The 25,463-nt window shown below is 61.6% G+C and carries 21 protein-coding genes; 8 read left to right on the top strand and 13 right to left on the bottom strand.

The annotated features are described in order from the left end of the window. Window positions 1–44: 44 nt before the first annotated feature. On the bottom strand, window positions 45–788 hold the full coding sequence (locus tag QMG46_RS11175; protein ID WP_281852588.1) for a hypothetical protein: 744 nt from the start codon (window positions 786–788) through the stop codon (window positions 45–47). Window positions 789–929: 141 nt separating this feature from the next. On the opposite strand from QMG46_RS11175, the gene QMG46_RS11170 reads away from it, so the two are divergent. Continuing rightward, window positions 930–1,850 carry a LysR family transcriptional regulator gene (locus QMG46_RS11170; protein ID WP_281852587.1) on the top strand — a complete coding sequence of 307 codons (921 nt, stop codon included), beginning with the start codon at window positions 930–932 and terminating at the stop codon, window positions 1,848–1,850. Here the strand turns inward: QMG46_RS11170 and QMG46_RS11165 are convergent. From QMG46_RS11165 to QMG46_RS11150, 4 genes are all read right to left on the bottom strand, one after another. After that, window positions 1,808–2,563, bottom strand: coding sequence for a pseudouridine synthase (locus QMG46_RS11165; RefSeq protein WP_281852586.1), 756 nt, complete (start codon window positions 2,561–2,563; stop codon window positions 1,808–1,810). The genes QMG46_RS11170 and QMG46_RS11165 overlap by 43 nt on opposite strands. A 137-nt stretch (window positions 2,564–2,700) precedes the next feature. Then, complete coding sequence (locus QMG46_RS11160; protein ID WP_281852585.1) at window positions 2,701–3,834, bottom strand: OmpA family protein; 1,134 nt, start codon at window positions 3,832–3,834, stop codon at window positions 2,701–2,703. 391 nt (window positions 3,835–4,225) lie between these two features. Continuing rightward, window positions 4,226–5,359, bottom strand: a complete 1,134-nt coding sequence (locus tag QMG46_RS11155; protein ID WP_281852583.1) for an OmpA family protein — start codon at window positions 5,357–5,359, stop codon at window positions 4,226–4,228. 181 nt (window positions 5,360–5,540) lie between these two features. Then, window positions 5,541–6,992, bottom strand: a complete 1,452-nt coding sequence (locus QMG46_RS11150) for a bifunctional 2-methylcitrate dehydratase/aconitate hydratase (protein ID WP_281852582.1) — start codon at window positions 6,990–6,992, stop codon at window positions 5,541–5,543. Window positions 6,993–7,302: 310 nt separating this feature from the next. Here QMG46_RS11150 and QMG46_RS11145 point away from each other — a divergent pair, with 310 nt between their 5' ends. Then, window positions 7,303–7,998 (top strand): TerC family protein, encoded by a 696-nt coding sequence (locus QMG46_RS11145; RefSeq protein ID WP_281852581.1) that lies wholly within the window; start codon window positions 7,303–7,305, stop codon window positions 7,996–7,998. A 75-nt stretch (window positions 7,999–8,073) separates the two neighbouring features. Here QMG46_RS11145 and QMG46_RS11140 read toward each other — a convergent pair whose 3' ends face one another. The 7 genes from QMG46_RS11140 to prpB form a co-directional block, all read right to left on the bottom strand. Then, a complete protein-coding gene (locus QMG46_RS11140; protein WP_281852580.1) occupies window positions 8,074–9,447 on the bottom strand; it encodes an acetate kinase in 1,374 nt (457 codons plus the stop codon). A gap of 24 nt (window positions 9,448–9,471) precedes the next feature. After that, entirely contained in the window at window positions 9,472–9,966 is a 495-nt protein-coding gene (locus tag QMG46_RS11135) for a hypothetical protein (RefSeq protein ID WP_281852579.1), read from the bottom strand. 11 nt (window positions 9,967–9,977) lie between these two features. Further along, window positions 9,978–10,658: a C39 family peptidase gene (locus QMG46_RS11130; protein WP_281852873.1), complete on the bottom strand. Its 681-nt coding sequence runs from the start codon at window positions 10,656–10,658 to the stop codon at window positions 9,978–9,980. Beyond that, window positions 10,658–11,005 (bottom strand): hypothetical protein, encoded by a 348-nt coding sequence (locus QMG46_RS11125; protein ID WP_281852578.1) that lies wholly within the window; start codon window positions 11,003–11,005, stop codon window positions 10,658–10,660. The genes QMG46_RS11130 and QMG46_RS11125 overlap by 1 nt, the downstream gene beginning before the upstream one ends. Window positions 11,006–11,074: 69 nt before the next feature. Further along, window positions 11,075–11,968: a hypothetical protein gene (locus QMG46_RS11120; RefSeq protein ID WP_281852577.1), complete on the bottom strand. Its 894-nt coding sequence runs from the start codon at window positions 11,966–11,968 to the stop codon at window positions 11,075–11,077. A 452-nt stretch (window positions 11,969–12,420) separates the two neighbouring features. Beyond that, a complete protein-coding gene (prpC, locus tag QMG46_RS11115; protein ID WP_281852576.1) occupies window positions 12,421–13,566 on the bottom strand; it encodes a bifunctional 2-methylcitrate synthase/citrate synthase in 1,146 nt (381 codons plus the stop codon). Between the two features lie 68 nt (window positions 13,567–13,634). Beyond that, entirely contained in the window at window positions 13,635–14,522 is an 888-nt protein-coding gene (gene prpB / locus QMG46_RS11110; RefSeq protein WP_281852575.1) for a methylisocitrate lyase, read from the bottom strand. Between the two features lie 152 nt (window positions 14,523–14,674). On the opposite strand from prpB, the gene QMG46_RS11105 reads away from it, so the two are divergent. The 3 genes from QMG46_RS11105 (at window position 14,675) to ahpF (ending at window position 18,448) form a co-directional block, all read left to right on the top strand. After that, window positions 14,675–15,994 carry a dicarboxylate/amino acid:cation symporter gene (locus QMG46_RS11105; protein WP_281852574.1) on the top strand — a complete coding sequence of 440 codons (1,320 nt, stop codon included), beginning with the start codon at window positions 14,675–14,677 and terminating at the stop codon, window positions 15,992–15,994. Between the two features lie 124 nt (window positions 15,995–16,118). Continuing rightward, window positions 16,119–16,682, top strand: coding sequence for an alkyl hydroperoxide reductase subunit C (ahpC, locus tag QMG46_RS11100; protein WP_281852573.1), 564 nt, complete (start codon window positions 16,119–16,121; stop codon window positions 16,680–16,682). A gap of 185 nt (window positions 16,683–16,867) precedes the next feature. Further along, window positions 16,868–18,448, top strand: a complete 1,581-nt coding sequence (gene ahpF / locus QMG46_RS11095) for an alkyl hydroperoxide reductase subunit F (RefSeq protein ID WP_281852572.1) — start codon at window positions 16,868–16,870, stop codon at window positions 18,446–18,448. Window positions 18,449–18,531: 83 nt separating this feature from the next. On the opposite strand, the gene prpE is transcribed toward ahpF, so the two are convergent. Then, the gene (gene prpE, locus QMG46_RS11090; protein WP_281852872.1) at window positions 18,532–20,424 is read right to left on the bottom strand and encodes a propionate--CoA ligase; all 1,893 of its coding nucleotides are present in this window, start codon (window positions 20,422–20,424) and stop codon (window positions 18,532–18,534) included. Between the two features lie 509 nt (window positions 20,425–20,933). Between prpE and QMG46_RS11085 the strand changes: the two genes are divergently transcribed. The 3 genes from QMG46_RS11085 to QMG46_RS11075 all read left to right on the top strand — a co-directional run bounded on the left by QMG46_RS11085 (window position 20,934) and on the right by QMG46_RS11075 (window position 25,460). Beyond that, window positions 20,934–22,562: a collagen-like triple helix repeat-containing protein gene (locus QMG46_RS11085; RefSeq protein WP_281852571.1), complete on the top strand. Its 1,629-nt coding sequence runs from the start codon at window positions 20,934–20,936 to the stop codon at window positions 22,560–22,562. A gap of 112 nt (window positions 22,563–22,674) precedes the next feature. Then, window positions 22,675–24,345, top strand: a complete 1,671-nt coding sequence (locus QMG46_RS11080) for a ShlB/FhaC/HecB family hemolysin secretion/activation protein (RefSeq protein WP_281852570.1) — start codon at window positions 22,675–22,677, stop codon at window positions 24,343–24,345. A gap of 89 nt (window positions 24,346–24,434) precedes the next feature. Next, complete coding sequence (locus QMG46_RS11075) at window positions 24,435–25,460, top strand: MerR family transcriptional regulator (RefSeq protein ID WP_281852569.1); 1,026 nt, start codon at window positions 24,435–24,437, stop codon at window positions 25,458–25,460. Window positions 25,461–25,463: the final 3 nt, after the last annotated feature.

Genomic DNA, 25,463 nt, shown 5'->3' with positions numbered 1-25,463 from the left:
GGCTACTGCAGTGCTGGCGCGCGCGTACAAGCCAGCGGCACGATTCACGGAAGATTGCTCAGTTCCTCCCGATAGGTCCAGGTTTCACTCTGCACATCGCTGACAGCCGCTGCATAGTCCGCCAATGCCGTCGAATCGGTCGCCAGCAGATCAGCGATGCTTCGATGAAAGCGGTCATAGCTCGCCCAGTCCGCTCGCGCAATCTGCAGGACATAGGTCGATTGCGTGCCGCCGACCACCAGGCGATACCAGGTGTGAGGCGGCGCATCGGGCGTGTTTTCCAAAGCGTGTCGAGCCACGTGCAAGGCGGCCTCGAAGCGCGCCTCGGTGCCGGGCCGCACGCGATAAGTAAGCACCTGCATGTTCGCGCTCGGCTGACGCGACTCCAGCGGTGTACGAAAGCTGACATCGCGCAGCAACAGGTAGGTTTCCTGCGCCATCGGTGTCGAATAGGGCGCCACGTTCTGCTGGAAGTTCTTGCCGTCGTCGGCAACGTCAACGCGGTGATCGAACGCGGCGAACGGCTCGCCTACGTTTGCATCGACGAATTGCCCTGCCCGCGCACCGTTGTCGATCATCCAGCCGTACCAGACCAGGCGATCGTGATGCACCCGATGCCAGGCCAGGTGCTGGCGGTAACCCGCTTCGAACTTTGCCTGCATCCCTTCACTCAGGCGGTAATAGTAGAAATGTGCCGCATCTCTGGCCGTCTGAGCATGTGCCTGGAAGGAAACGACCAGGGCCACGCCGGCCAGCCATGCACCGGAAAACCGTCGAATCGATGCCATATCTACCCTTTTTGGGAACTGTGCGGATGCACGGCGCGATTGTCGGCTTGAGATAGGCACCGCGCTATGCGAATCTTTTTCATCGGAGGCATGATTTCTTTTTAAGTTGGATTCCCTCCCTCGTCGGAGCGCGCCTTACGCATGAACGTGGAGCTGCGATACCTGCACGCCTTCCGCACCGTCTGCGAAGCCGGCGGCCTGCGCGCGGCAGCGACGGTCATGCATCGCACCGAACAGTCTGTGAGCTACCAGCTGCGTCGGCTGGAGGAAAGCCTGGGCATGCCGCTGTTCGAACGACGCGGCGGCCGACTGCAGCCGAACGCCGCCGGATTGCGCCTGCTCGATTTCTGCCGAGGCATGCAGCACGACTGGGAGCGCCTGCACGATGAAATGCGCGATGCCACACTGACCACCGACCCGCTACGTATTTCGGCGGTCAGCGGTTACGGTCGTTATGTGGTGCTGCCGCTGTTCCGCGATGGCCCGCTCGCCGACTTGCCGATCCGCTTGCACTATCCGACCGCCGAAGGCGTGCTGCGCAATGTAGAGAGCGGCGACAGCCATCTCGGTTTCGTGTATGTACGCCAGCCCCATGCAAAGCTGCAGCACATCCCGGTCGATCGTGAGGAAATCGTGCTGATTGCTCCGGCCAGCCGGGCACCGCCCGTACTGGACGCCGCCTCACTGCTCAACGAGAGCTTCATTACCTACGACGAAAGCGATTTTGTCTTTGCCACCTGGTTCAAGCAGGTGCTGGACATCGAGCTACCGCAGTTGTCAGCCACCGCGCATTTCGAAGAACTGGAAGAAGTGCTGGCCTGGGTTGCAGACGGACGCGGCCTGTCGATCGTGCCGGCGGTCTGTCTCTTGGAATCGCCTCCGTCGAGCGACTACGTCATCGTGCGCAAAATGGATACGCCCTGCCTCAATACGATCTATGCCGTGTTGCATCGAGACCGCACGCACCCATTGATCGGACCGATGCTGGATGCGTTGCAGGTGGTGGCCGCCGAACGCTTTCAGCCAGACGACAGCGACGCGACTTCGGAAGGCTCCAGGTAACGCCACTGCCCCTTGGGCAAATCCCCCAATGCCAGCGGGCCGATCGCGATACGGATCAGACGCAGCACACTGATGCGCTGCGCCTCGAGCAGGCGGCGGATATGCCGGTTGCGGCCTTCGTCCAGCACGATCTCCAGCCACGCATTCTTTTCGCCCTGACGCAACACATCGACTCGCTTGGCAGCCAGGCGCTCGCCGTCGCTTACCGTCCCGGTGATCAATTGTGCAAGCAGTTCTGGCGTGGGCAGGCAGTCGATCTGCACGTGGTACAGCTTGTCGACGTGCTCAACGGGGTCGGTCAGGCGCGCGGCCCAGACGCTGTCGTTGCTCAAGAGCAGCAGTCCTTCGCTGGCGCGATCGAGCCGCCCCACCGGACCCAACCAGGGTAAGCCGGCATCCTTGAGCAGGTCGTAGACGGTATCGCGACCTCGCTCGTCGGAAGCACTCACCACGATGCCGCGCGGCTTGTTGAGTGCGATATAGATGCGTTTCGCAGCCATCGCCGGCTGGCCGTCCAGGCAGATGCGCTGGCGCTCCGCATCCGTCGGTTGTTCCGGGTTGCGCACCACACGGCCATCAACGGTGACCCGTCCCTCGCGCACCGCCTGCTCGGCCTGGCTGCGCGAACATACGCCAAGCTTGCTCAGCACGCGAGCAAGGCCGTGGCGAGGTGCGGCTGGGCGGAGAGAACGCGATGAGGGGCGAATCGGCATAGGTGAAGATTTTAGCGGCAACCGCACGCACGATGATGTTGCTGCGGGACGGTCGCGACTGAAGTCGCGACCCAACGCCCCCAAAAGAAAAGCCCGGCTTTCGCCGGGCTTCTCGGTGCTGCTTTACACCAGATCGATTACTGCTGAACCTGCAGCTCGGTGCGGCGGTTACGCGCGCGGCCGGCATCGGTAGCATTGGTGTCGATCGGGTCGTTCTTGCCATGGCCGATCGGGCCTTCCAGACGGCTCGCGTCGATACCGTGCGAGGTCAGGTAGTCGTACACGATCTGTGCGCGACGCTCCGACAGCTTCTGGTTGTACGCGTCCTTACCCACGCCGTCGGTGTAACCAGCAACGGTCACGTGGACCTGCGGGTAACGCTGCAGCGTGTCGACAGCCTGATCCAGGATCGCGATCGAGTCAGCGGTCGGCTCGGCCAGGGCCTTACCAATTTCAGCCGCCTTCACGTGGCCGATCTTCGGGTAGTCGAACTTGAAGTTCACGCCGCGCAGGTCGATCACGACCTTCTGCGGGCAACCGTCCGGACCGACGATCGTACCGGCCGGGGTGTTCGGGCACTTGTCGTCGCAATCGTTCACGCCGTCGCCGTCGCTATCGAGCTTCGAGCAATCCGGCGCAGCCGGCGGCGGGGCAGCGGCCGGAGCCGGGGCAGCAGCCGGTTCGCCAAAGCGCGACACGATGCTCAGGCCCAGGAACCAGTCACCGTAGCCGTCCTGCGCGCGGGCGCTGTTGGTTTCGGTCTGCGACTTGTCGTCCCAGTCATAACGGTAGCCAGCTTCGACGCGGATGTCGGAGCTGTCGGTGATCGTCTTGGACACGCCCACGCCCAGCTCGGCGGCCGGCGACCAGCCCTTGTCACCACGGTCGTGGTGGTAGCTGCCCATGATGCCGCCCAGGATGTACGGACGGAACGAGTTCCAATCACCGAAGTACCAGCGACCGGTCACACCGTAGTTGTTGTTCGACCAGTTGCCGCCACCGACGGCGCCATCACGGTCGCGCTTGGTGCGGTCGATGAACAGGTCGATCGACGCGTTCGGCGAGATGAAGCGGCCAACGCCCAGACCGTAGTAAACCTGACGGCTGTTGGTGTTGCGATCGGTATCGTTGTAGTAGCCGCCAACGGTCGGCGCGATGTACCAGCGGCCGTCATAGCTTGGCGTGCTCGAAGCTGCTTGGTCCTGCGCGTGAACGGCACCTACGCCGCCCAGGGCCAGGGCAATCAGAAAATACAAGCCCTTACGATTCATCAGGTGTCTCCTCGATTATTGGTTTTCGCGTCCGTTCCACCCCAGACGGAAATCGCGCGTCAGAACTCATTTCGACATCAGGAACTATGTTGTCCCTTGCTTGGCGTCCTTACAGCAAGCGGGGCGGAGTGTAGCAAAACCGTTAAGGCGTGGACACGCCCCGTTCGTTGAATAATGCATCAAATTAAACTTTTTGGTGAGCTTTCGTTCAGGCAAGGATCGCACAACCATGCGCTTTACGCGGCCTTCACACGATTGGTGCATCGCAAAATAACACGATGGCGGCGGCCCTCTTTTCGACCCCATGACGGGCACCGGTAGCTCCCCCAAAACCCCAAAAGAAAAGCCCGGCTTTCGCCGGGCTTCTCGGTGCTGCTTTACACCAGATCGATTACTGCTGAACCTGCAGCTCGGTGCGGCGGTTACGCGCGCGGCCGGCATCGGTAGCATTGGTGTCGATCGGGTCGTTCTTGCCGTGGCCAATCGGGCCTTCCAGACGGCTCGCGTCGATACCGTGCGAGGTCAGGTAGTCGTACACGATCTGTGCGCGACGCTCCGACAGCTTCTGGTTGTACGCGTCCTTACCCACGCCGTCGGTGTAACCAGCAACGGTCACGTGGACCTGCGGGTAACGCTGCAGCGTGTCGACAGCCTGATCCAGGATCGCGATCGAGTCAGCGGTCGGCTCGGCCAGGGCCTTACCAATTTCAGCCGCCTTCACGTGGCCGATCTTCGGGTAGTCGAACTTGAAGTTCACGCCGCGCAGGTCGATCACGACCTTCTGCGGGCAACCGTCCGGACCGACGATCGTACCGGCCGGGGTGTTCGGGCACTTGTCGTCGCAATCGTTCACGCCGTCGCCGTCGCTATCGAGCTTCGAGCAATCCGGCGCAGCCGGCGGCGGGGCAGCGGCCGGAGCCGGGGCAGCAGCCGGTTCGCCAAAGCGCGACACGATGCTCAGGCCCAGGAACCAGTCACCGTAGCCGTCCTGCGCGCGGGCGCTGTTGGTTTCGGTCTGCGACTTGTCGTCCCAGTCATAACGGTAGCCAGCTTCGACGCGGATGTCGGAGCTGTCGGTGATCGTCTTGGACACGCCCACGCCCAGCTCGGCGGCCGGCGACCAGCCCTTGTCACCACGGTCGTGGTGGTAGCTGCCCATGATGCCGCCCAGGATGTACGGACGGAACGAGTTCCAATCACCGAAGTACCAGCGACCGGTCACACCGTAGTTGTTGTTCGACCAGTTGCCGCCACCGACGGCGCCATCACGGTCGCGCTTGGTGCGGTCGATGAACAGGTCGATCGACGCGTTCGGCGAGATGAAGCGGCCGACGCCCAGACCGTAGTAAACCTGACGGCTGTTGGTGTTGCGATCGGTATCGTTGTAGTAGCCGCCAACGGTCGGCGCGATGTACCAGCGGCCGTCGTAGCTCGGCGTGCTCGAAGCCGCCTGATCCTGTGCATGAGCGGCGCCAACGCCACCCAGAGCCAGGGCGATCAGAAAATACAGGCCCTTACGATTCATTGGATATCTCCTTTCTTGGTTTTTCTTCGTATGCGCTTCGGGGCACCTGGCGCTCGCATCGATTTAACGCGGCACGCAGAGCGGGGATTACTTGGATCCAGTACGGGCGCCGGCAGTTTAGCAAAAACTAAACATTTAGGGATTTACCAGACGCGCCCGTTCAGTTTCGGCTCACATCGATTTAAACCGCAAAAAGCGTCATGAAATCGTGAATGGGCATGGCATCGAGCTTGGCCGGATCCTGGGTGGCCTCGAGGATCGCCTTGACCTTATGGGCCGGCAGGTGACCACGCATAGCCGCCTCGAACTTCTTCAGCAGCACCGGAATGCCTTCGCCGCGACGGTTGCGGTGGCCGATCGGGAAGTCGATCGAGACCTTCTCCGTGCTGGTGCCGTCCTTGAAGAACACCTGCACCGAGTTGCCGATGTAGCGCTTGTCGGGATCGAAGTAGTCCTTGGTGAACTGCGGGTTCTCGCGCACTTCCATCTTGTCGCGCAGTGCATCGATACGCGGGTCGGCGGCGACGTCGTCGTTGTAGTCGTCCGCGGTCAGGCGACCGAAGATCAGCGGCACGGCCACCATGTACTGGATGCAGTGATCGCGATCGGCGTAGTTGGCCAGCGGACCGGTCTTGTCGATGATGCGGCAACCCGCTTCCTGGGTCTCCAGGACGATCTTTTCGATCTGGTCGAGCTTGCCGGCGACCTGGCCGTGCAGTTGCATCGCGCACTCCACCGCCGTCTGGGCGTGGAATTCCGCCGGGAAGCTGATCTTGAACAGCACGTTCTCCATCACGTAGCTGCCGAACGGGCGCTCGAACTCGAACGCGTTGCCTTTGAAGGCGACGTCGTAATAGCCCCAGGTCTTGGCCGACAGCGCGGACGGATAACCCACCACGCCGCGATACACGGCATTGATGGCGTGCGTGACGGCACGACGGCAGGCATCACCGGCAGCCCAGCTCTTGCGCGGACCGGTGTTGGGCGCGTGGCGGTAAGTACGCAGCGCACCGTTGTCGATCCAGCTATGCGACACGGCGGTGGTGATCTGCTCCTTGTCGCCGCCAAGCATCGCGGTGGCGACGGCCGTCGAGGCCAGGCGCACCAGGATGACGTGATCCTGACCGACGCGGTTGAAGCTGTTCTTGAGCGCGTAGCAGCCCTGGATCTCGTGGGCCTTGATCGCGTAGGTCAGCACGTCGCGCACGGTCAGCGCCTTGCCGCCTTCACGCTCGGCCTTGCGGCTCAAGTAATCGGCCACGGCCAGGATGCTGCCGAGGTTATCCGACGGATGACCCCACTCGGCCGCCAGCCAGGTGTCGTTGAAATCGAGCCAGCGGATCTGCGTACCGATGGCGAACGCGGCCTGCACCGGGTCGAGCTCGTGGCTGGTACCAGGCACGCGTGCGCCGCCGACCATGTTCGCGCCCGGGACGACCGGCCCCAGATGCTTCACGCATTCGGGAAACTTCATCGCCAACATCGACGTGCCCAGCGAGTCGAGCAGCATGTAGCGCGCCGTGTCGTAAGCCTCCTTCGAGTCGATCTTGTAGTCGACCACGTAGTTGGCGATGTCGACCATCGGCTGGTCGGGATCGGGACGCTTGGCGGAACGGATGTCGTGCGCACTCATGGGGCGAGTCTCGTCGAGAGGAAAACGCCCATTCTAGCCGGAGGGGCCTGGCCAGGGCACGTCGTGACGCAGCACGCTACCGCCCTTCCCCTCCCACCTGTACAATCCGCGCCGTACTTACATCCCAAAGGGGAGTAGTTCCGGGCAGCTGGCTCATCTTGGGCAAGCACCTGTGTGGCGATCGTCATCACGAGCGGACACTCCGCTCCGGGCGCCACGGCGGCACTGGCTGCGAACGAGACTTTTGCGATGACCGCAGGCCGCGCGCGCCTGCCGTCGTCGCATGAGTCAAGCGCGCAAGGAAACCCGCATGGAACTGACCGGTACCGATTTTCTCTCCAGCCTCCTGGCGATCATCCTGCTCGACCTCGTGCTTGCGGGCGATAACGCGATCGTGATCGCGCTGGCCGCACGCAATCTTCCCAAGCAGCTGCAAAAGAAGGCCGTGTTCTGGGGCACCTTCGGCGCCGTCGCGGTGCGTGTCGCCTTGACCGCTGTGGTCGTTTATTTGCTCAAGCTGCCGGGCCTGATGCTGGCCGGCGGCCTGCTGCTCTTGCCGATCGCGTGGAAGCTGTTGAAAACCGAGGACGGCAACGATCATCACATCAATCCGGCCGGCAACTTCTGGGCGGCGCTGCGCACGATCATCGTTGCCGATGCCTTGATGGGCCTGGACAACGTGTTGGCAATCGCCGGCGCGTCGAGCGGGCATATGGGGCTGGTGATCATCGGCCTGGCGATCAGCGTGCCGCTGGTGGTGTGGGGCTCGACGCTGATCCTCAAGCTGATCGAACGCTTTCCGATCATCATCTATATCGGCGCTGCGGCGATTGCATGGACCGCAGCGCGCATGATCGCTCACGACCATCTGATATCGGCTTGGTTCGACGCGCGCGAGTGGATGAAGTACGTGCTGGACGTATTGCTGGTTGCGCTGGTGTGCGGCGGTGGCTGGTGGATGCAGAAGCGCAGGATTGTTAGAGCAGGAGTGTGTGGAGAGGAGTGAGAAGTGAGTGATCAAGGAGCCGAACGCGGGGGCGAGCCGCTCTCACTCCTCACTCCTGAACACTCACTCCTGCTCTTAATACATCATCGGCACGCGCACCGTCACCGTCGCATCCGGGGTGTCGCGCGTCACGCCGACACCCAGGGTGAAGTTGACCGTGCGCTTGGGGTTGAAGCGATACGAACCGCCGATCAATAGCGTGCCCAGTACCGACTTGGCCGAACCAGGCACCGTCTGATTGTTCTGCTTGGTGGTGCCGATAAAGCTCTGGTCGTAGCCGATGCTGAAAGAGGCCTTCTCGTTCAAGGCCAGACCCATGCCGATGCTGACATCGACGATATCGCCCAGCTTTACTTTGCCCAGATTTTCCTTGCCGGCAAGCACCAGATTGCGTGTGACGTTGTCGCGCGGGAAATTGTGCAGGTAGCTCAGGTTACCGAAGAACACCACCGGGTCAGACGGATAGAGCCAGGTCACGCCCGGCTGCAGGGAATAGAAGCCCGATCCGGTCGGCGATTGCAGCGGCAGTCCGGTGCCGGTCGCATTCTGCACGCAGCGCGTCACGCAATCGGTCGTCACTTCGAAGGGGTCGGTGCCGGTGCGCGATTTGAAACGCAACCACGCGATGTAATAAGCCTTGTCCGCGCCGCCGTCGTTGACCTGATAACGCGCGGTGGCTTCGACGTCGCCGATGCCGTGACCGCTGGTAGTGAATACATTGTCTTGCGCCGTGCCGGTAAATATCTCGCGACTGATCGTGTCGGTGTGCGCGTAGACATACGGCACACGCACCTCCACTTCCAACCGATTGGTGATGCCGTAGCGCGCTGCGACAGCGCCTGTCTGCGTCGTAGTCTTGACCTGGCGGGCATCGATCAAGCCGATAAGAATCGCCGGAATCACCGTATAGCCCACCAGCGCGACGCGGTCGGCCGAGGAATAACCGAACTGGTAAGACGGCTCGACCACCAGCTTGCCACGCGGCGTCAGCACACCGGGCTGATCGAAGATGGGCGCCACCTCCGGAGGGCGATCGTCGTGCTGCGGCGCCTGACCGACAGGCTGCCTGGTGTCGTCGGTAGCGGCATCGGCGGCGGCTATCGCGTCAGCGGCGGGCATTGGCAGTGCCGAGGCGCGACTGCCGCCCGCGGCGATATTGCCGGCGCGTTGCTTGTCGAGCACATCCATGCCGACTGCATGGCGCAATGCGCGATAGTCCGCCTCCTGCTTGGCCAGTTCGCGTTGCATCGCGGCCAATTGTTCGAGCTGCGCATCGATCTTGTCGCGCATCTCGTCGATATGCTGACCCTGCTCGGAAATGCGCTGGCGCACGTCGGGCGCCGGCTGGACGTCATCGGGCGTCTGCTGTGCGACGACGGCGCCGCTCAGTATGCCCAGGCTAGCCAGACATCCGACTGCACACTGCTTTTTCCATGATCCCTGTGCCATCGACGTTCCCCCAAAGTCCAAGCCTCAATGTCCCTGCGAACCGATCAATGCCGATTGCAGGCTGTCTTGCAGTCCCATGGCGCGAAACAGATTCAGGCTATTGGTGCCCACATTGAGCGTGGTCAGTGCCTGGATCTGCTGATTGTTCAAGGTGTTCTGGATGATCGTTGCCCCGCGCGCCTGGCTCAGCGTCGATGGGTCGACGCTGTTGCCGGGACCGTTCTGCACCAGGTTGGCCGTATTCATCACCGCTGCCAGCGCTGTCGCCTGAGCGCTGCTGATGTGACTGATGTCGGGGATGTTGATGCTGGTACTGGTGACCAGGTTTCCGTTGATATAGACCGCGCGGTCGATGCCCAGCGATGCCACGATGCCGCTGCCCAGATCGAAGCCGCCACGCATTTGCTCAAGGCGCTGGTCGCTGACCGGCTGCCAATATCCGATGCCATCGGCTGCGAACACCGCCTGGCTTGCAAGGCTGAGAACGATTCCGATAATCAATGTGCGCTGGAAGGTCATGACGTCATCGCCTAGATATCGCCCGGACCGCGTTTGGGGATGGTGATCCGATCAAGCCCGCTGCGATCGATGCTCAGGCCCAGCGGTGCCATCGGCACGACGCGCCAGTCCTTCGCGCTGTTGAATACCGCCTGATTGCGGCGGTTGTGAATCACAAAGACCAAGCCGTTCTTCCAGCTCGCCTCGAACTGAGCGATCGGCACCGAACGCGTGCCAAGCGCCGGATCACCGATCAATACACGCCCATCGCGCACGCCCTTGATCACCACGAAATGGTGATAGCCGCGCTCGTCGACCAGCGCGATCGCGGGGAGGTTTTCTTCTTCCAGCTTCTCCAGCGGCACCTGGAACCCATCGGCGTCGAAGCCGTTGGCCGCAAGGAACATCTTGATGTCCAGCAGCGAGAAACCTTCCTTGTTGATCTTGGAACGGTCGCCGTGCGCATACATTTGCGCAAACGCGGTTTCTTCGTTGACCGGATAACCGTATTGATAGGTCAGCAGCGTCGCTACCGCCGCCGAGCCGCAGCTGAAGTCGTACTTCTGCCGCACCGTGTTCTTGAAGCGCGCTTCTTTCAGACTGGTGATGTGCAGGCGATAGCCCTCGCCCTGCACACCGGTCAGATCCACCGCAGCGGCGCACAGCGGCGCCAGCAGCAGGACCAATCCGCAGCATAGAGCGCGCCTCTTCATCACGGCTGGAACTGCACGTTGAGAATAGTGGCGTTTTGGATAAGAACGTTGTTACCGGTGTTCTGGATAACCATCGGTATGCCCGTGGCACCGCTGAACGAGCCGGATGAAATATCGTTGAGCCCGGTTGCCACATTGGTATCGACATTGTTGCTGACCGTGCCGGTCAGGGTCATGTTCGACGTGACATTGGTTCCGCCGCTCAGCTTCGCCAGGGCGTTGCTGTCGATGCTGCGGCCAAAGCCGGCGACATCGTGGGCGTCTGTCGATTGCGGTGGATCGGACGCTAACGCGCCGACGCTAACGCAAGCGCAGAGAAGGCCGAGCAGATATCGATGGGATCGCATGGCGTGTACTCCCTCATTCGCCGCAACGATCGAGGGGCGCTTGCGCGCCCCCCGATGTCGTTAGCGATCTTATGGACCGACGTTGAGATTGGCCTGCACGTTTACGCTTTGCTGGATCAGCGAGCCAAGGCCGCTGTTCTGAGCAATGACGCTTACGCCTGCCGCCGCCGCTGCCGCACTGTCCATGGTGTTGGACATGTTGAACGTGCCTGCATCGGCCATGGCCGAGCCACCCGCCGCGCCTGCACCACCGGCACCACCAGACCCCGCACCGCCCATGCCTTCGGCACCTGCACCGCCGGCACCACCAGCTCCGCCGGTACTCGCCGACGAACCACTGGTACCGCCAGTCGCGGTTGAAGCACCGCTGCTTGCCGTCGACGCGCCACCTGTGCCCGCACCGCCTGCCCAGGTTGCCGCACCCGTCGTTGCGGTACCGTTGCCGGCACCACGTTGATGGTTGCGTGCGTTGCCGCTGTCACCGTTGCTGTTTCCACCGGATGCCGCACTGAGTGCGCCGGTGTCGCCGCTGGCACTATCGGCATCGCCTACTGCGCCGCTGTGCGAACGCGCGTTACCGCCATCGCCGCCTGAGCCACCACGGCCACCGGTGCCGTCGCCGCCATAACCACGACCGCCCGCGCCGCCGTTGCCACCGCTGGCGTCACCCGTATTGCGAGCAACGTTGCCGATATCGTGGATGCGGATATCGGTAACGGTACCGTCGAGCGTGCTGGTTGCGATGGCGTTACTGGTATTGAACGAGCTGGCGACCGACGAGGTCGCGGTTCCTCCGTTATTGGCCGCTGCGCTGCCCAGTCCATTGGCATACGCGTCGGCAGTCACGCTTGAATGGCGCTGTGCGCTGGGTCCGGCTCCGCCGGTCTGCGTATCATCCGCCAAGGCCGGAAGTGCAAATCCCAGTCCGAGGCATACGGCTGTTACAAGTAGAGTCTTGCGCATGATTGGGTCTCCGTGAACGATGCGGTAACCCCCTGTTTGTCTTTCGTTGCAGCGCTCACGTCTTGCAGCTTGTGTGCCATGTCGCAGGGACGGCGCGACTCTACAAATAATCAATATAAATCAATCAATTGAATCATATCCCAGCCATTCAACGGCATCTCGTTCAGCCGTTTGGACGGCCGAGTGATACGTGGCTGTTACATAGGTATGCCTGATCGACGGGGTATTCAGGTTGCAGTGCATGTCATGTCGTGATGGATTTCATGCACTTGGAACGCACTACTCGACACGAGCGCGCAAACTCAGGGCACGTGTATCGCACGTGTTACACCTGTCCGGTCGTTTCTTCAGCTTGGGTTTTGAGTACAAGCTGATGCCGGTCGCGACTGACTCGGGACAAAAGAAAAGGCAGGGGCGATAACGCCCCTGCCTGTCAACACATCACCTAAAACTCAGCGTTTTTCGATCGGCACGTAAGCCAGATCATCCGGGCCCGTGTAGTTCGCGCTCGGACGAATGATCTTGCCGTCCTCGCGCTGTTCGATCACATGCGCACTCCAACCGGACGTGCGGGCAATGACGAACAGCGGTGTGAACATCGCCGTGGGCACGCCCATCATGTGATACGCGCTGGCCGAGTACCAGTCGAGGTTCGGGAACATCTTCTTGAGGTCCCACATCAGCTTCTCGATACGCTCGGACACGTCGAACAGGGTCGGATTGCCGCCGTCGGTGCACAGCTTGCGCGAGATCTCCTTGATAATCTCGTTGCGCGGATCGGACACGGTGTAAACCGGATGACCGAAGCCGATGATGATTTCCTTGCGCTCCACACGGGCGCGGATATCCGCCTCTGCATCGGCCGCATTGCGATAGCGCGCGATGATTTCCATCGCTACTTCGTTGGCACCGCCGTGCTTGGGGCCACGCAGCGCACCGATCGCACCGGTGATTGCGGAATAGATGTCCGAGCCGGTACCGGCGATGACGCGTGCAGTAAAGGTCGAAGCGTTGAACTCATGCTCGGCATACAGCACCAGCGACTTGTCCAAGGCCTGCGCATGCAGCTCGCTGGGCTTCTTGCCATGCAACAGGTGCAGGAAATGGGCCGCGATCGACTCGTCCTCGGTCACCGTCTCGATGCGCTTGCCGTTGTGGCTGAAGTGATACCAGTACAGCAGAATCGAACCGAAGCAGGCCATCAAGCGATCGGCAATGTCACGTGCGCCGGTGACGTTATGATCGTCCTTCTCCGGCAGCACCGTACCGAGCGCCGAACAACCCGTGCGCATGACGTCCATCGGATGGGTCGCGGCGGGCAACAATTCCAGCGCACTTTTGACCGGTGCCGGCAGGCCACGCAAGCGCTTCAACTTGGCGCGATAGGCGTTGAGCTCGGACCAGTTCGGCAATACGCCGTGCACCAGAAGGTAAGCGACTTCCTCGAAGCAGCCCTTGGCGGCCAGATCGTGAATGTCGTAACCGCGATAGTGCAGGTCGTTGCCGCTGCGGCCGACGGTACACAATGCGGTGTTACCCGCAGCCACGCCGGAAAGAGCGACGGATTTCTTGGCCTTGGGAAGGGTTTGCTCACTCATCAGTGACTCTCCTGGAGATGCCTTAAAGCAACGCAAGGGCGGCATGCGCCCTTGCTGGGAATGGGGTTTCAGCTTTGCTTTGCGAACAGCGCGTCCAGGCGCTTTTCGAAGTCGTGGTAGCCGATACGGTCGTAGAGTTCTTCGCGCGTCTGCATGCTGTCGATCACGTTGCGCTGATGGCCATCACGTCGAATCGTGGTGTACACGTTCTCCGCGGCCTTGTTCATCGCACGGAAGGCGGAGAGCGGGTACAGCACAATGCTCACACCGGCGGTACGCAGCTCGTCGACGCTGAACAGCGGCGTCTGGCCGAACTCGGTGATATTGGCAAGCACCGGCACCTTCACCGCATCGACGAAACGACGGTACGTCGGCAAGTCATAGGCGGCCTCGGCGAAAATGCCGTCGGCCCCGGCTTCGACGCAGGCGATGGCGCGTTCGATCGCGGCATCCACACCGTCGACCGCGATGGCGTCGGTGCGGGCAATCAGAAAGAAGTCCGAGTCGGTCTTGGCATCGGCAGCCGCCTTGACGCGGTCGGCCATTTCGCTGGCGGAGACAATTTCCTTGCCTGGGCGATGACCGCAACGCTTGGCGCCCACCTGATCCTCGATATGGCAAGCAGCGGCGCCGGCCTTGATCAGGCTCTTGACCGTACGCGCAATATTGAACGCGCTAGGGCCGAACCCCGTATCGATGTCCACCATCAGCGGCGTGTCGCACACGTCGGTGATGCGGCGCACATCGATCAGCACGTCTTCGAGCGTGTTGATGCCCAGGTCAGGCAAACCCAGCGAACCGGCCGCAACGCCGCCGCCCGAGAGATAGATCGCACGGTAGCCTGCACGTTTGGCCAACAAGGCGTGATTGGCATTGATCGCACCAATCACCTGCAAGGGTTGTTCGGCGGCCAGGGCGTCGCGGAATCGCGCGCCGGGAGATGCAAGCTGGGCCATATCGCCTCCGGATAAAAATGCTATTTTAGCGCACTGGCGAAAACCTCGTTCGCCTGTCGTTATTGCACAGCAACATTGTAGGTCAATCACGGATGAGAGCAGGGACAAGCGCCGACATGACGCGATCTCCCCAGCCACGTACATTGAAGTTCATGAGTACAACAACGAAATCCCTGGCAACACGCATTCTTTGGGGCTTGGCGATCGGTGTGGTCGCTGGCGTGACCACACTGGGCATCGGCCAGTTTTATCCGGACGCGTTGACAAGCGCACGTTCCATAGCTACGACCCTGCTTGATCCCTTTGGTCAAATTTTCCTGCGCCTGCTGTTCTTCGTGGTGATCCCGCTGGTATTTGCCTCATTGGCGTCGGGCATCACGCAGCTGGGCCGGCTGGATCGGCTCGGCCCACTCGCCGGCCGCACGTTCGCCCTGTTCTTCGCCAATATGGCCATCGCGGTGACGATCGGCCTGATCATGATGAACCTGCTGCAGCCCGGTCATCATCTGGCTATCGGTTCACAGCAGTTGCTCATGAGCGAGTACGGCGGCAGTGCGCAGAAGGCGGTGGACGTCGGGCGCGGGCAACCTTCGATGAGCCTGGCGGTGCTGGTGGACATGTTCATGCCGCGCAACCTGTTCGGGGCCTTTATCGGCCAGAATCGTGGCGCGTTGGGCGATGTACTCCCCTTGATTCTGTTCGCCATCCTGGTCGGCGCCGCGGCGACGCAACTGGGCGAAGAAAAACGCGCCCGCTTTCAAGCCGGCCTGGACCTGATCTGCGAAGTCATGACCGGTATCGTCGGCTTTGCGCTCAAGCTCGCGCCCTATGCCGTGCCGGCGATGATCTACAGCGTCATCGTGAAAGTCGGCGTGGACATCCTGCTGACCTTGTCCGTATTCGTGGTGAGCTGCTCGGTGGCCTTGCTGCTGCACCTGTTCGGCACCTTGTCACTTTGGCTGCGCCTGTTCACCCGGCGGCGGCCGCTGGCTTACTTCAAACAGATTCGCCCACTGCTGATCACGGCATTCTCGACCAGTTCCAGCAGCGCCTCCCTGCCCGCCTCGCTCGCCATTGCGCGTGACGAATTGAAACTGTCGCCGACGACAGCCGGGTTCGTACTGCCACTGGGCGCGACCATGAACATGAGCGGCACGGCCTTGTTCGAGGGCTGCGTGGTGCTGTTCGTGGCGCAGGCCTTTGGCGTCGAACTATCGCTGGCTCAGCAGGCCGTGTTGATGTTGCTGGCCGTGTTGAGCGCGGTGGCGGTGGCCGGAATACCTGGCGGTTCGCTGCCCCTGATCGCCGGCCTGCTGGTCACCTTCGAGGTGCCGGCCGAGGGCATCGGCATCGTGCTGGGGGTGGACCGGATCCTGGACATGCTGCGCACCACGGTAAATGTCGGCAGCGACATCGTCACCGCCACGGTGGTCGATGCGCGATTACGCCGCAACGAAGAAGCATCACCCTGATAGATCAAGCACTTCCATCACATCGATAGCCGTAGCCAATCAACCCAATCCCAACTATCAATTAGATTTATTGCTGCACTTGCGTAAAATACGTGGTTTCCAACCAACCACGCGAGAAATAACGATGTCGTTGATCAACACCGAAATCAAACCGTTCAAGGCACAGGCTTACAAGAACGGCCAGTTCGTCGAAGTCACGGACGCCTCGCTGAAGGGTAAGTGGTCCGTGGTGGTGTTCTACCCGGCCGACTTCACCTTCGTCTGCCCGACCGAACTGGAAGACCTCGCAGACCATTACGCCGAGTTCCAGAAGCTGGGCGTTGAGATCTATTCGGTTTCGACCGACACGCACTTCTCCCACAAGGCCTGGCACGACACCTCCGAGGCGATCGGCAAGGTCAACTACACGATGCTCGCCGACCCGACCGGCACGATCACCCGCAACTTCGACGTGATGATCGAAGAAGAAGGCCTGGCCCTGCGCGGCACCTTCGTGATCAATCCGGAAGGCCAGATCAAGCTGTGCGAAATCCACGACAACGGTATCGGCCGCGACGCCAGCGAGCTGCTGCGCAAGGTCAAGGCCGCTCAGTACGTCGCCGCCCATCCGGGCGAAGTGTGCCCGGCCAAGTGGAAGGAAGGCGAGAAGACCCTCAAGCCGTCGCTGAACCTGGTTGGCAAGATCTAAGCCAACGCTTCTTGTGACTCGCAGCCCGATCCCTACGGGCTTGCAGCGGACCCGGCACGCTCGCCGGGTCCGCACCACGAATTTCGTATCGACCATCAAATGCTGGGCTGTTGAGCCGCAGCTTTGGCGGTGTTCGGCCCGAAACAAACACCCATCCCCTGATTAGAGCCGCTGGAGTACACCTCATGTTGGACGCCGATCTGAAGACCCAATTGCAGGCTTACCTCGAAAAGGTCGTACACCCGATCGAACTGGTGGCCTCTGTCGATGACAGCGAAAAGTCGCAGGAACTCCTCGCCCTGCTGCAAGACATCGAGTCGATGTCGCCCCGAATCTCGCTGCGCCGCGCCGACGGTGCGCGCAAGCCCTCGTTCTCGATCGATCGCCTGGGCACCGATGTCAGCGTGAGCTTTGCCGGTATCCCGATGGGCCACGAGTTCACCTCGCTGGTGCTGGCCCTGCTGCAGGTGGGCGGTCATCCATCCAAGGCCGCACCCGAACTGATCGAGCAGATCCAGAATATCGAAGGCGAGTTCGTCTTCGAGACCTTCATGTCGCTCTCGTGCCATAGCTGCCCCGATACCGTGCAGGCGCTGAACCTGATCAGCGTGCTCAATCCCAATATCAAGCATGTCGCGGTCGATGGCGCGCTGTTCCAGGACGAGGTCGACGCACGCCAGGTGATGTCGGTGCCGACCGTCTTCTTGAACGGCGAACTGTTCGATACCGGTCGCATGTCGGTCGAGCAGATCGTCACCCGTATCGACGCCGGCGCCGCCAAGCGCGATGCGGAGAAGATGAAGGCCAAGAAGCCGTTCGACGTGCTCGTCGTCGGTGGTGGCCCGGCTGGTGCCGCGGCGGCGGTTTATGCCGCGCGCAAAGGCATCCGTACCGGTGTCGCAGCCGAACGCTTCGGCGGCCAGGTGCTCGACACCATGTCGATCGAGAACTTCATCTCCGTGCCGTACACGGAAGGCCCGAAGATGGCCGCCGCGCTCGAGCAGCATGTGCACGAGTACGACGTCGACGTCATGAATTCGCAGCGCGCCGAACAGCTGATCGCGCCTAAAGACGCCAACGGCCTGATCGAGATCAAGCTGGCCAACGGCGCGTCACTGAAGGCCAAGTCGGTGATCCTTTCCACCGGCGCCCGCTGGCGCAATATGGGCGTGCCGGGCGAGCTGGAATACCGCAACAAAGGCGTGACCTATTGCCCGCATTGCGACGGCCCGCTGTTCAAGGGCAAGCAAGTGGCGGTGATCGGCGGCGGCAACTCGGGCGTCGAAGCAGCGATCGACCTGGCTGGCATCGTGGGCCATGTCACCCTGCTTGAATTCGACGGCCAGTTGCGTGCGGACGATGTCCTGCAGCGCAAGCTGCGCAGCCTGCCCAACGTCGACATCATCGTCAGTGCGCAGACTACCGAAGTGATCGGCGACGGCCAGAAGGTGCAGGGCCTGGTCTATACCAATCGCAGCAACGGTGAAAGCCGCAAGGTCGAGCTGGAAGGCATCTTCGTGCAAATCGGCTTGCTGCCGAACACCGAATGGCTGAAGGGCTCGGTCAAGCTGTCGCCGCGTGGCGAGATCGAAGTCGACTCGCATGGTCGCACTTCCGTAGCCGGTGTGTTTGCCGCGGGCGACGTCACGACGACGCCGTTCAAGCAGATCATCATCGCCATGGGCGAAGGCGCCAAGGCGTCGCTCAGCGCATTCGATCACCTGATCCGCATGCCAGTGGAAGTGAAAGAAGAGATTGCAGCTTAAGCATCGCCTCGCAGGGCGAGTGTTGGCAGAGCCCCGGCCTTGTGCCGGGGTTTTGTTTTTCAGGGCCGAGGGCCTGTTAACGATCAGCCGCCCTGATCCGGCCCACGCTCCAACGCCTTGCGAATTTCCTCCAGCGCGTTGGGATCGTCCAGCGTCGACAAGTCACCCGGATCGCGATCCTCCGCCAACGCCAGCAAGGAGCGCCGCAGCAGTTTCCCCGAACGCGTCTTGGGCAAGGCGCCAACCACATACACACGCGCCGGCCTGGCGATGCTGCCCAGCAGATCGACCACACGCTGCTGCATCCCCTTGGCGATATCCGTCGCCGTGCCGATGTCCTGTTTCAAGGTGGCGAATACCACGGGCACCTGCCCTTTCAATTCATCATGCATGCCGATCACGGCAGCTTCGGCGACTGCCGGATGCGTGGATACCGACTCTTCGATTTCCCGCGTCCCCAGGCGATGCCCGGCCACGTTGATCACATCATCGGTGCGCCCAAGAATGGTGGTGTAGCCCTGGTCGTCGCGAATGGCCCAGTCCAGCGAGCTGTAAAGCAGCTCGGAGAAATGACTGAAATAGCTTTGGCGATAGCGCTCGTCGTCACCCCAGACAGTGGTGAGGCAACCAGGCGGCAAAGGCGGTTCGAACACCAATACGCCCTTCTGTCCCGCCGCGGCTTCCTGGCCCGTGCTTTCGTCGATCACTTTCATGCGATAGCCCGGTGCGGGCAAACCGGGCGAGCCGAACTTTATCGGCTTCAATTCCAGCCCGGGCATCAAGGTAATTGCCGGCCAGCCGGTTTCGGTCTGCCAGTAGTTGTCGATCACCGGCACACCCAGACCTTCGGTAATCCAGTGTGCGGTAGGCTCGTCCAAGGGCTCGCCGGCAACGAAGAGCCATTTCAGCTGCGACAGGTCGTACTTTTTCAGCCAGGCCGCGTCCTGCTTTTTCAGTATGCGGATACCGGTGGGCGACGAGAACATCGTGCGGACGCGATAGCGCTCGCACAGCCGCCACCACACACCTGCATCGGGACGGATCGGCAGGCCTTCGTAAAGCAGCGAGGTCGCGCCGCCGATCAGCGGGCCATACACATTATAAGAGTGGCCTACCGCCCAGCCGACGTCCGAGGTGGAAAAGATCACCTGCCCGGGAGCGATATCGAAGATCCAACGGATCGACATCGCCATGGCTACCGCGTAGCCGCCGACATCACGCTGAATCCCTTTTGGCTTGCCGGTGGTGCCGGAGGTATAGAGCAGATAGCTCGGCTCGTTGGATTCAAGCCAGGTGACCGGTACGTCGCTGTTTTCGAAGTCGCGCCGCAATTCGCCGTAATCGACATCGCGGCCGGCGATACGCGTCATCTGCGCGTCGAGCTTTCGATCCACGATAAGCACATGCGCAGGCGCGAACCGTGCTTCCTCCAGTGCGGCGTCGATCAATGGCTTGTACGGAATGACCTTGCCGCCACGCATGCCGGCGTCGGCGGCAATCAGCAGCCTGGGCTTCGCGTCGTCGATACGCAGGGCGAGGTTATGCGCCGCAAAGCCGCCAAAGACGACCGAATGGATCGCGCCCAGCCTTGCGCAGGCAAGCATCGCAAACACCGCTTCGGCGATATTGGGCATATAGATGACGACACGATCACCCTTGCCCACGCCCAGCGAGACGAGCACAGCGGCGAACGTATTCACTTCGCGGTGAAGCTCACGATAGGTCAGCTCCCGCGTGATATCGGTTTCCGTGGATATCGCGACCAGTGCAAGCTGGTCACCACGCTCGGCCAGGTGGCGGTCGAGCGCGTTGTAGCAAAGGTTGGTCATGCCGCCGACAAACCAGCGGCGAAAAGGCAGCTGCGAGGCGTCCAGAATCTGCCGCGGTGGGGTCTGCCAGTGGATCGATTGCGCCTGTTCGGCCCAGAACGCCTCGGGCTCCTCGACCGATCGGCGGTAGAACTCCTCATAACCCATGGCCACGACCTGTGCGGATGATCTTGCATCCAAGACTGAACCACCGGCCGGGCGGCGCGCACTAGACGTTGGTCGAAAAATATCCGGCATTAACAGTCTATTTGTCGGACTTTAAAAAACGATTGCATACAATTAATCAAATTAGCCCATACACCATTCAAGAATCCTGCCATCCAGGCGCAAACAATAAAACCAAGTCACGTTTCGGATATAAATGTTTTCAAATCAAAACGCCCTTCACAAAATAAACATCGATATAAATAACTTTTAACGAATTTTAAACGAATTTTGTTTTGCTTATTCACACGTCAAGTTTAAATAATCACCCCATCCGGATGAGATGCTGAGGATAACTGAACTGCCAATATCAGTTAATCGGTTATCGCCCTCCCACCATTAGTTCGGATTAAGGGGTGGCTAATCTTCAGGGGACCTCTAACTAATGAGCCATTCGCCCACTAGCTGAAGGCGCGCCTGAGCCACACGGTGGACACTTGTGGAGAATGGTCATGGACAAAACGCGTATCAGTACGGTGCTAAAGCAGACCCTGCTAGCGAGCTGCATTATTGCGGCCGCCGTCTCGATGTCCGCTTGCTCCGGATCCGGCTCTTATAAATCTTCCAGCGGCGGCGGCGTGATAAACCCCGGCGGCGCGGGTGGCGGTGGCTCAGGCGGTGGTGGAGATAATGGTGGAGGCGGCTCCGGCGGCGGTGGTTCCGGCGGTGGCGGCAGTGGTGGAGATAATGGCGGCGGCACAGGTGGAGGTGGTGGTGGCACCGGCGGTGGCGGCGGCACAGGTGGAGGTGGTGGTGGCACCGGCGGCGGTGGCGGCACAGGCGGAGGTGGTGGTGGTACCGGCGGCGGTGGCGGCACAGGTGGAGGTGGTGGTGGCACCGGCGGTGGTGGCGGTACAGGCGGTGGCGGCGGTACAGGCGGTGGCGGTGGAACCGGTGGTGGCACGGGTGGTGGCGGCACGCCTCCTCCGGATGGCGTCATCAGCACCATCGTGACCGGCGTCGGCACGATCGTGGGCAATGCGGGTGGCACCATTTCCGGTATCGGTGCGCAGATTCCCCAACAGACCTTGCTCGGCGGTAGCAATGGCGTCACACAAGGACTTGGTGGCGTTGTCGGCAATCTCGGTGGCGCGGTCAGCACGCTCGGCAATGGCGTCGTCGATGGCCTGGGCCAGACCGGCAATATCGCCAATCCCGTCGGCGTAACCGTCGGTAGTCTGGGCGGTGTCGTTGGCTCCACGGGAACGGCGGTCAACGATCTCGGCCAGACGGTCAAGGCCGTGGGCGATTTCCAGGGATCGCCGATCGCACCAATTACCTCGCTGGTCGGCACGACCGTATCCACGCTGGGCGTGGGCGTGAATCAAGGCGGTGGGGCGCTCGATCATCTGCTTGGCTCAGGTCCGGCCAGCCAGCTGACGCAAGGTCTCAGCAATGTCGTCACACCCGTGCTGACGCTGGGCCAGACCAACGGCAGCGGCAGTACGGGCCCGACCAACCTGGTCGCGGCGGTATCTCAGGCCGGTGGTGGCGCAACCAGCGGCGTTGGCGGCCTGGTCAGCGGCATCGGTGCAGGGATCGCATCGGCACCGTTACCCGGCAGCACCGGCCAGACTGGGCAATTGCTCGGAGGTAGCGTGCAGACGCTGGGCGGCGCAGTCAGCACGATCGGCGGCGGTGTCACCGCAGGTCTCGGGCAGTCGGGCAGCATCGCCAATCCGGTCGGCGTGACCTTGGCAGGTGCAGGTAGCGGTGTGACCGGCGCCGGCCAGGCCGTGACCGGTGTCGGCGCTACCGTGGCAAGCATCGGAAGCGGCCAGTTGGCGCCACTCAACCCGGTCACGTCGGTGGTCGGCAATGTCGTAGGCACGGTCGGCGGCACGGTGTCGAACGTCGGCACCGGCGTAACGGCCGCGGTCAACACCGGCCCGTTACAACCGGTGACGGCGGCGCTCAACAATGTCGTCAATGGACTGGCCAACGCTACCTCGGGACCGTCGGGCTTGAGCGCCTTGACTGGTGGAGTGACCAGTAGCCTCGGCAACGCGACCGGTGACACAGGAGACAAGAATCCGGGCGGCCTGCTCGGTCTTGGCATCTTAGGCGGCCACAAGAAGTAGCCGTGACTCAAAGAGGCGGCCGCACGGCCGCCTCTTTCTTATGCCCGTCGATCCTCGCCATGCATCCCGAGCATGCGCGGCCATACCCGTGGGATTTCAAGGAGTGCGTCAAATGAGGAAATGGCTGGGTGCGACGCTGGCCGCCACCATGGCGACCGGCGCCTGGGGGCAAGCCAGACCACCGGTTGCCAATCCGTTGCAGACATTGCCGCGCGTCGATACGCCGGCAACTCAACCGAGCGTCACGCTCAATGTGCAGCAACAGCAGAATCCGCAACTGGCGGCACTGCTCGCCAGCACGCTGACGCCCTCGCGCGTCGATATTGCCGGCGTGCACTCGATTCCCTTCGACGATGTTGCTGCCTTGTTCAAGCCGCTGACCGGAAAGAACGTGCGTGTGTCCGATCTGCTTGCCGCCGCCGACGCGTGCACCAAGCTTTATCAACAGCACGGTTATGCCTTGTCGTTCTGCTACGTGCCGGGACAGACCTTCGAGCAGGGCGTAGTCAAAGTCGTTGCTGTCGAAGGTTATGTCGCAGCGGTGGATATCACCGGCGACGCAGGCAATATGGAGCACAAGATTCGTGCGATCGCACGTCACATTACGGCCGACCGCCCGTTGAAACGGGCGACGTTCGAGCGTTACATCCAGATCCTGGGCATGTTGCCGGGCGCCAAGATTGCCGCCAACGTTCCCGCTCCCACGACGACCGATGGCGCGACACGTTTACAACTGCAAGTGCAGCGCAAACGCTACAACGCCACCAGTGGCATCGACTTCAACCATCCCGGCGTACAAGGGCTGGTCAACGGCCTTGTAAATGGCCTGACACCGATGGCCGAGCAAGTCAGTGCATCGGTAATGTTTCCCCATGGCCGCGGGCAACAGGAATTCTATGCCGCCGGTTATTCGCAGATGCTCGGCTCCGATGGCTTCATGAGCAAGCTGGACGGCTCGTATTTCTTCGGCGACCCGGATATCGACGACAACGCGCTGCCGCCCTATCTGCGCCATCGCCTGCGCCAGGACCATCTGGGGCTGGCCTTCACCTATCCCCTGCTGCTTGGACCGACACGCAGTCTGGTCGCCGGAGCAGGCCTGTACGGTTCGAACCAGGACGACATGTATTTCAACCAGCTGACCGGCGTATCGCTGCAGTTGCGTACGCGTGTGCGGGTCCTGCATCTGGATCTGGATTTCGTCCAGGCGAGCAACAAACGCGTGCGCAAGGTGAGCGTGAGCATCGGTCAGGGTTTGAACGCGCTGGGTGCGCAGAGCGACATCCTCAGCAATGTGGCGATCATTCCGGGTGAACTGACCGACACCAAATTCACCCGTTACGACGTGAACGCATCGCAGAGCGACAGCTGGGGCAAACACTGGGGTACGGTTGTGAGCTTCGCCGGCCAGTACAGCCACAACCACCTGCCCTCGGGTGAGCAGATCAGTTTCGGCGGCCCGCGCTTCGGGCTTGCCTACGATCCGGGCAGCGTGTCGGGCGACAGCGGCTGGGGCGCGGCGTTCGAGCTCAATCGTCCCTTTGTGTCGTCGTACAAATGGTTCAAGTCGTTGACGCCCTATGCGGTGGCCCAGGTCGCGCGCGTTTATCTGCACGGTACCGAGTTGCCGCTCGATACGCTCAGGACGTTTGCCATCGGTCTGCGCCTGAGCGACGGCAAGCACTACAACGTCGATGTATCCGCCGCGCAGGCCATCGGCGATCATGTGCCCGGCGAAAGCTATCCGCGCTATGGGCTGAGTTTTTCCTATCAGCTGGAATGATCAACCAGCCACACCCCCGCAAATAACGCTTGACCCTCACGCAACGTGAGGGCTTAAGTTGCCGCTCCAGCCACGACGGAGGAAGCGGCATGTTGTTGAGCGTCGGTGAACTTGCCAAGCGGAGCGGGCTAACGGTCCGCACGCTTCATCATTACGACAGCATCGGCCTGCTGGTTCCTTCGTCGCGCTCCGATGCCGGCTACCGGCTTTACGACCGCGCGAACATCGAACGCCTGCACCGTATCCAGGCGTTGCGTCGGTTGGGTCTTAGCTTGACCGACATCGGCAACGCCCTGTCCGGGCCCCAGGTGCCATTGACCGAGGTGATCGACCGCCAGCTCGCGCAGATCGAGCGTGAACTGGCGCAGGCGCTTCGACTGAAGCGGCAGCTCATCGAGTTGCGCACGCAACTGGCGGCAGGACAGGCCCCCGACCTGGCCCAATGGCTGGACACGCTGGAGCTGATGACGATGTACGAAAACTACTTCTCACCCGAAGAGCTGGAACGCTTTCCTATGCTGAACGATGCCGACGCCCAGGCCGAATGGTCGGCGATGGTCGACATGGTGCAAGGCACGATCGATCGGCGTATCCCGCCGGACGCGCATGAGGCGCAGATCCTTGGCCTGCGCTGGATGCGAACGCTGCAACGCGACACCGGCAACAACGCCGATTTCCTCGATCGCCTGGACAAGATGCATGCAAGCGAACCGGCGTTGCAGGCAGCGAGCCGCATCACGCCCGAGGTTCAACATTTTGTTCGCCAGGCAGTGATGGAGGGCCGCATGGCCATCTATGCACGGTATCTGGAGCCGCATGAGCTGGCCTTCATGCGCGAACACTATCCCACGCATATGGACGATTGGCCGGCACTGGTCGCTGCCCTGCGCAAGGAGATCGCCATGGGTACCGCGCCGGAGTCCCCCACGGTGCAGGCGCTCGCCAAACGCTGGATGGAACTTTTTCGTAGTTATGCAGGCGATGATCCGCAGACACATCTGCGTTTTCGCAAGGCGCATGACAACGAGCCCGAACTGATGGCCGGCTCGTTTGTCGATGCCGAGCTGCTCCAGTACCTGCACAAGGCGTTCGCGACGCTTCATGCCAAGGCTTGACCG

Origin of the sequence: Dyella sp. GSA-30, from assembly GCF_027924605.1 — a bacterium.
In the GTDB taxonomy this organism is placed as follows: domain Bacteria; phylum Pseudomonadota; class Gammaproteobacteria; order Xanthomonadales; family Rhodanobacteraceae; genus GSA-30.
The sequence above is the reverse complement of the archived record's forward strand: the minus strand, read 5'-3'. Positions and strand labels throughout refer to the sequence as shown.

Excerpts from the sequence above, each read along its gene's own strand:
- QMG46_RS11160 (WP_281852585.1), bottom strand. The coding sequence starts at position 3,834 with ATGAATCGTAAGGGCTTGTATTTTCTGATTGCCCTGGCCCTGGGCGGC.
- QMG46_RS11165 (WP_281852586.1), bottom strand. The coding sequence starts at position 2,563 with ATGCCGATTCGCCCCTCATCGCGTTCTCTCCGCCCAGCCGCACCTCGC.
- QMG46_RS11135 (WP_281852579.1), bottom strand. The coding sequence starts at position 9,966 with ATGACCTTCCAGCGCACATTGATTATCGGAATCGTTCTCAGCCTTGCA.
- QMG46_RS11145 (WP_281852581.1), top strand. The coding sequence starts at position 7,303 with ATGGAACTGACCGGTACCGATTTTCTCTCCAGCCTCCTGGCGATCATC.
- QMG46_RS11140 (WP_281852580.1), bottom strand. The coding sequence starts at position 9,447 with ATGGCACAGGGATCATGGAAAAAGCAGTGTGCAGTCGGATGTCTGGCT.
- ahpF (WP_281852572.1), top strand. The coding sequence starts at position 16,868 with ATGTTGGACGCCGATCTGAAGACCCAATTGCAGGCTTACCTCGAAAAG.
- prpE (WP_281852872.1), bottom strand. The coding sequence starts at position 20,424 with ATGGGTTATGAGGAGTTCTACCGCCGATCGGTCGAGGAGCCCGAGGCG.
- QMG46_RS11075 (WP_281852569.1), top strand. The coding sequence starts at position 24,435 with ATGTTGTTGAGCGTCGGTGAACTTGCCAAGCGGAGCGGGCTAACGGTC.
- QMG46_RS11155 (WP_281852583.1), bottom strand. The coding sequence starts at position 5,359 with ATGAATCGTAAGGGCCTGTATTTTCTGATCGCCCTGGCTCTGGGTGGC.
- QMG46_RS11130 (WP_281852873.1), bottom strand. The coding sequence starts at position 10,658 with ATGAAGAGGCGCGCTCTATGCTGCGGATTGGTCCTGCTGCTGGCGCCG.
- QMG46_RS11085 (WP_281852571.1), top strand. The coding sequence starts at position 20,934 with ATGGACAAAACGCGTATCAGTACGGTGCTAAAGCAGACCCTGCTAGCG.
- QMG46_RS11175 (WP_281852588.1), bottom strand. The coding sequence starts at position 788 with ATGGCATCGATTCGACGGTTTTCCGGTGCATGGCTGGCCGGCGTGGCC.
- QMG46_RS11125 (WP_281852578.1), bottom strand. The coding sequence starts at position 11,005 with ATGCGATCCCATCGATATCTGCTCGGCCTTCTCTGCGCTTGCGTTAGC.
- QMG46_RS11080 (WP_281852570.1), top strand. The coding sequence starts at position 22,675 with ATGAGGAAATGGCTGGGTGCGACGCTGGCCGCCACCATGGCGACCGGC.
- QMG46_RS11120 (WP_281852577.1), bottom strand. The coding sequence starts at position 11,968 with ATGCGCAAGACTCTACTTGTAACAGCCGTATGCCTCGGACTGGGATTT.
- QMG46_RS11150 (WP_281852582.1), bottom strand. The coding sequence starts at position 6,992 with ATGAGTGCGCACGACATCCGTTCCGCCAAGCGTCCCGATCCCGACCAG.
- ahpC (WP_281852573.1), top strand. The coding sequence starts at position 16,119 with ATGTCGTTGATCAACACCGAAATCAAACCGTTCAAGGCACAGGCTTAC.
- QMG46_RS11105 (WP_281852574.1), top strand. The coding sequence starts at position 14,675 with ATGAGTACAACAACGAAATCCCTGGCAACACGCATTCTTTGGGGCTTG.
- QMG46_RS11170 (WP_281852587.1), top strand. The coding sequence starts at position 930 with ATGAACGTGGAGCTGCGATACCTGCACGCCTTCCGCACCGTCTGCGAA.
- prpB (WP_281852575.1), bottom strand. The coding sequence starts at position 14,522 with ATGGCCCAGCTTGCATCTCCCGGCGCGCGATTCCGCGACGCCCTGGCC.
- prpC (WP_281852576.1), bottom strand. The coding sequence starts at position 13,566 with ATGAGTGAGCAAACCCTTCCCAAGGCCAAGAAATCCGTCGCTCTTTCC.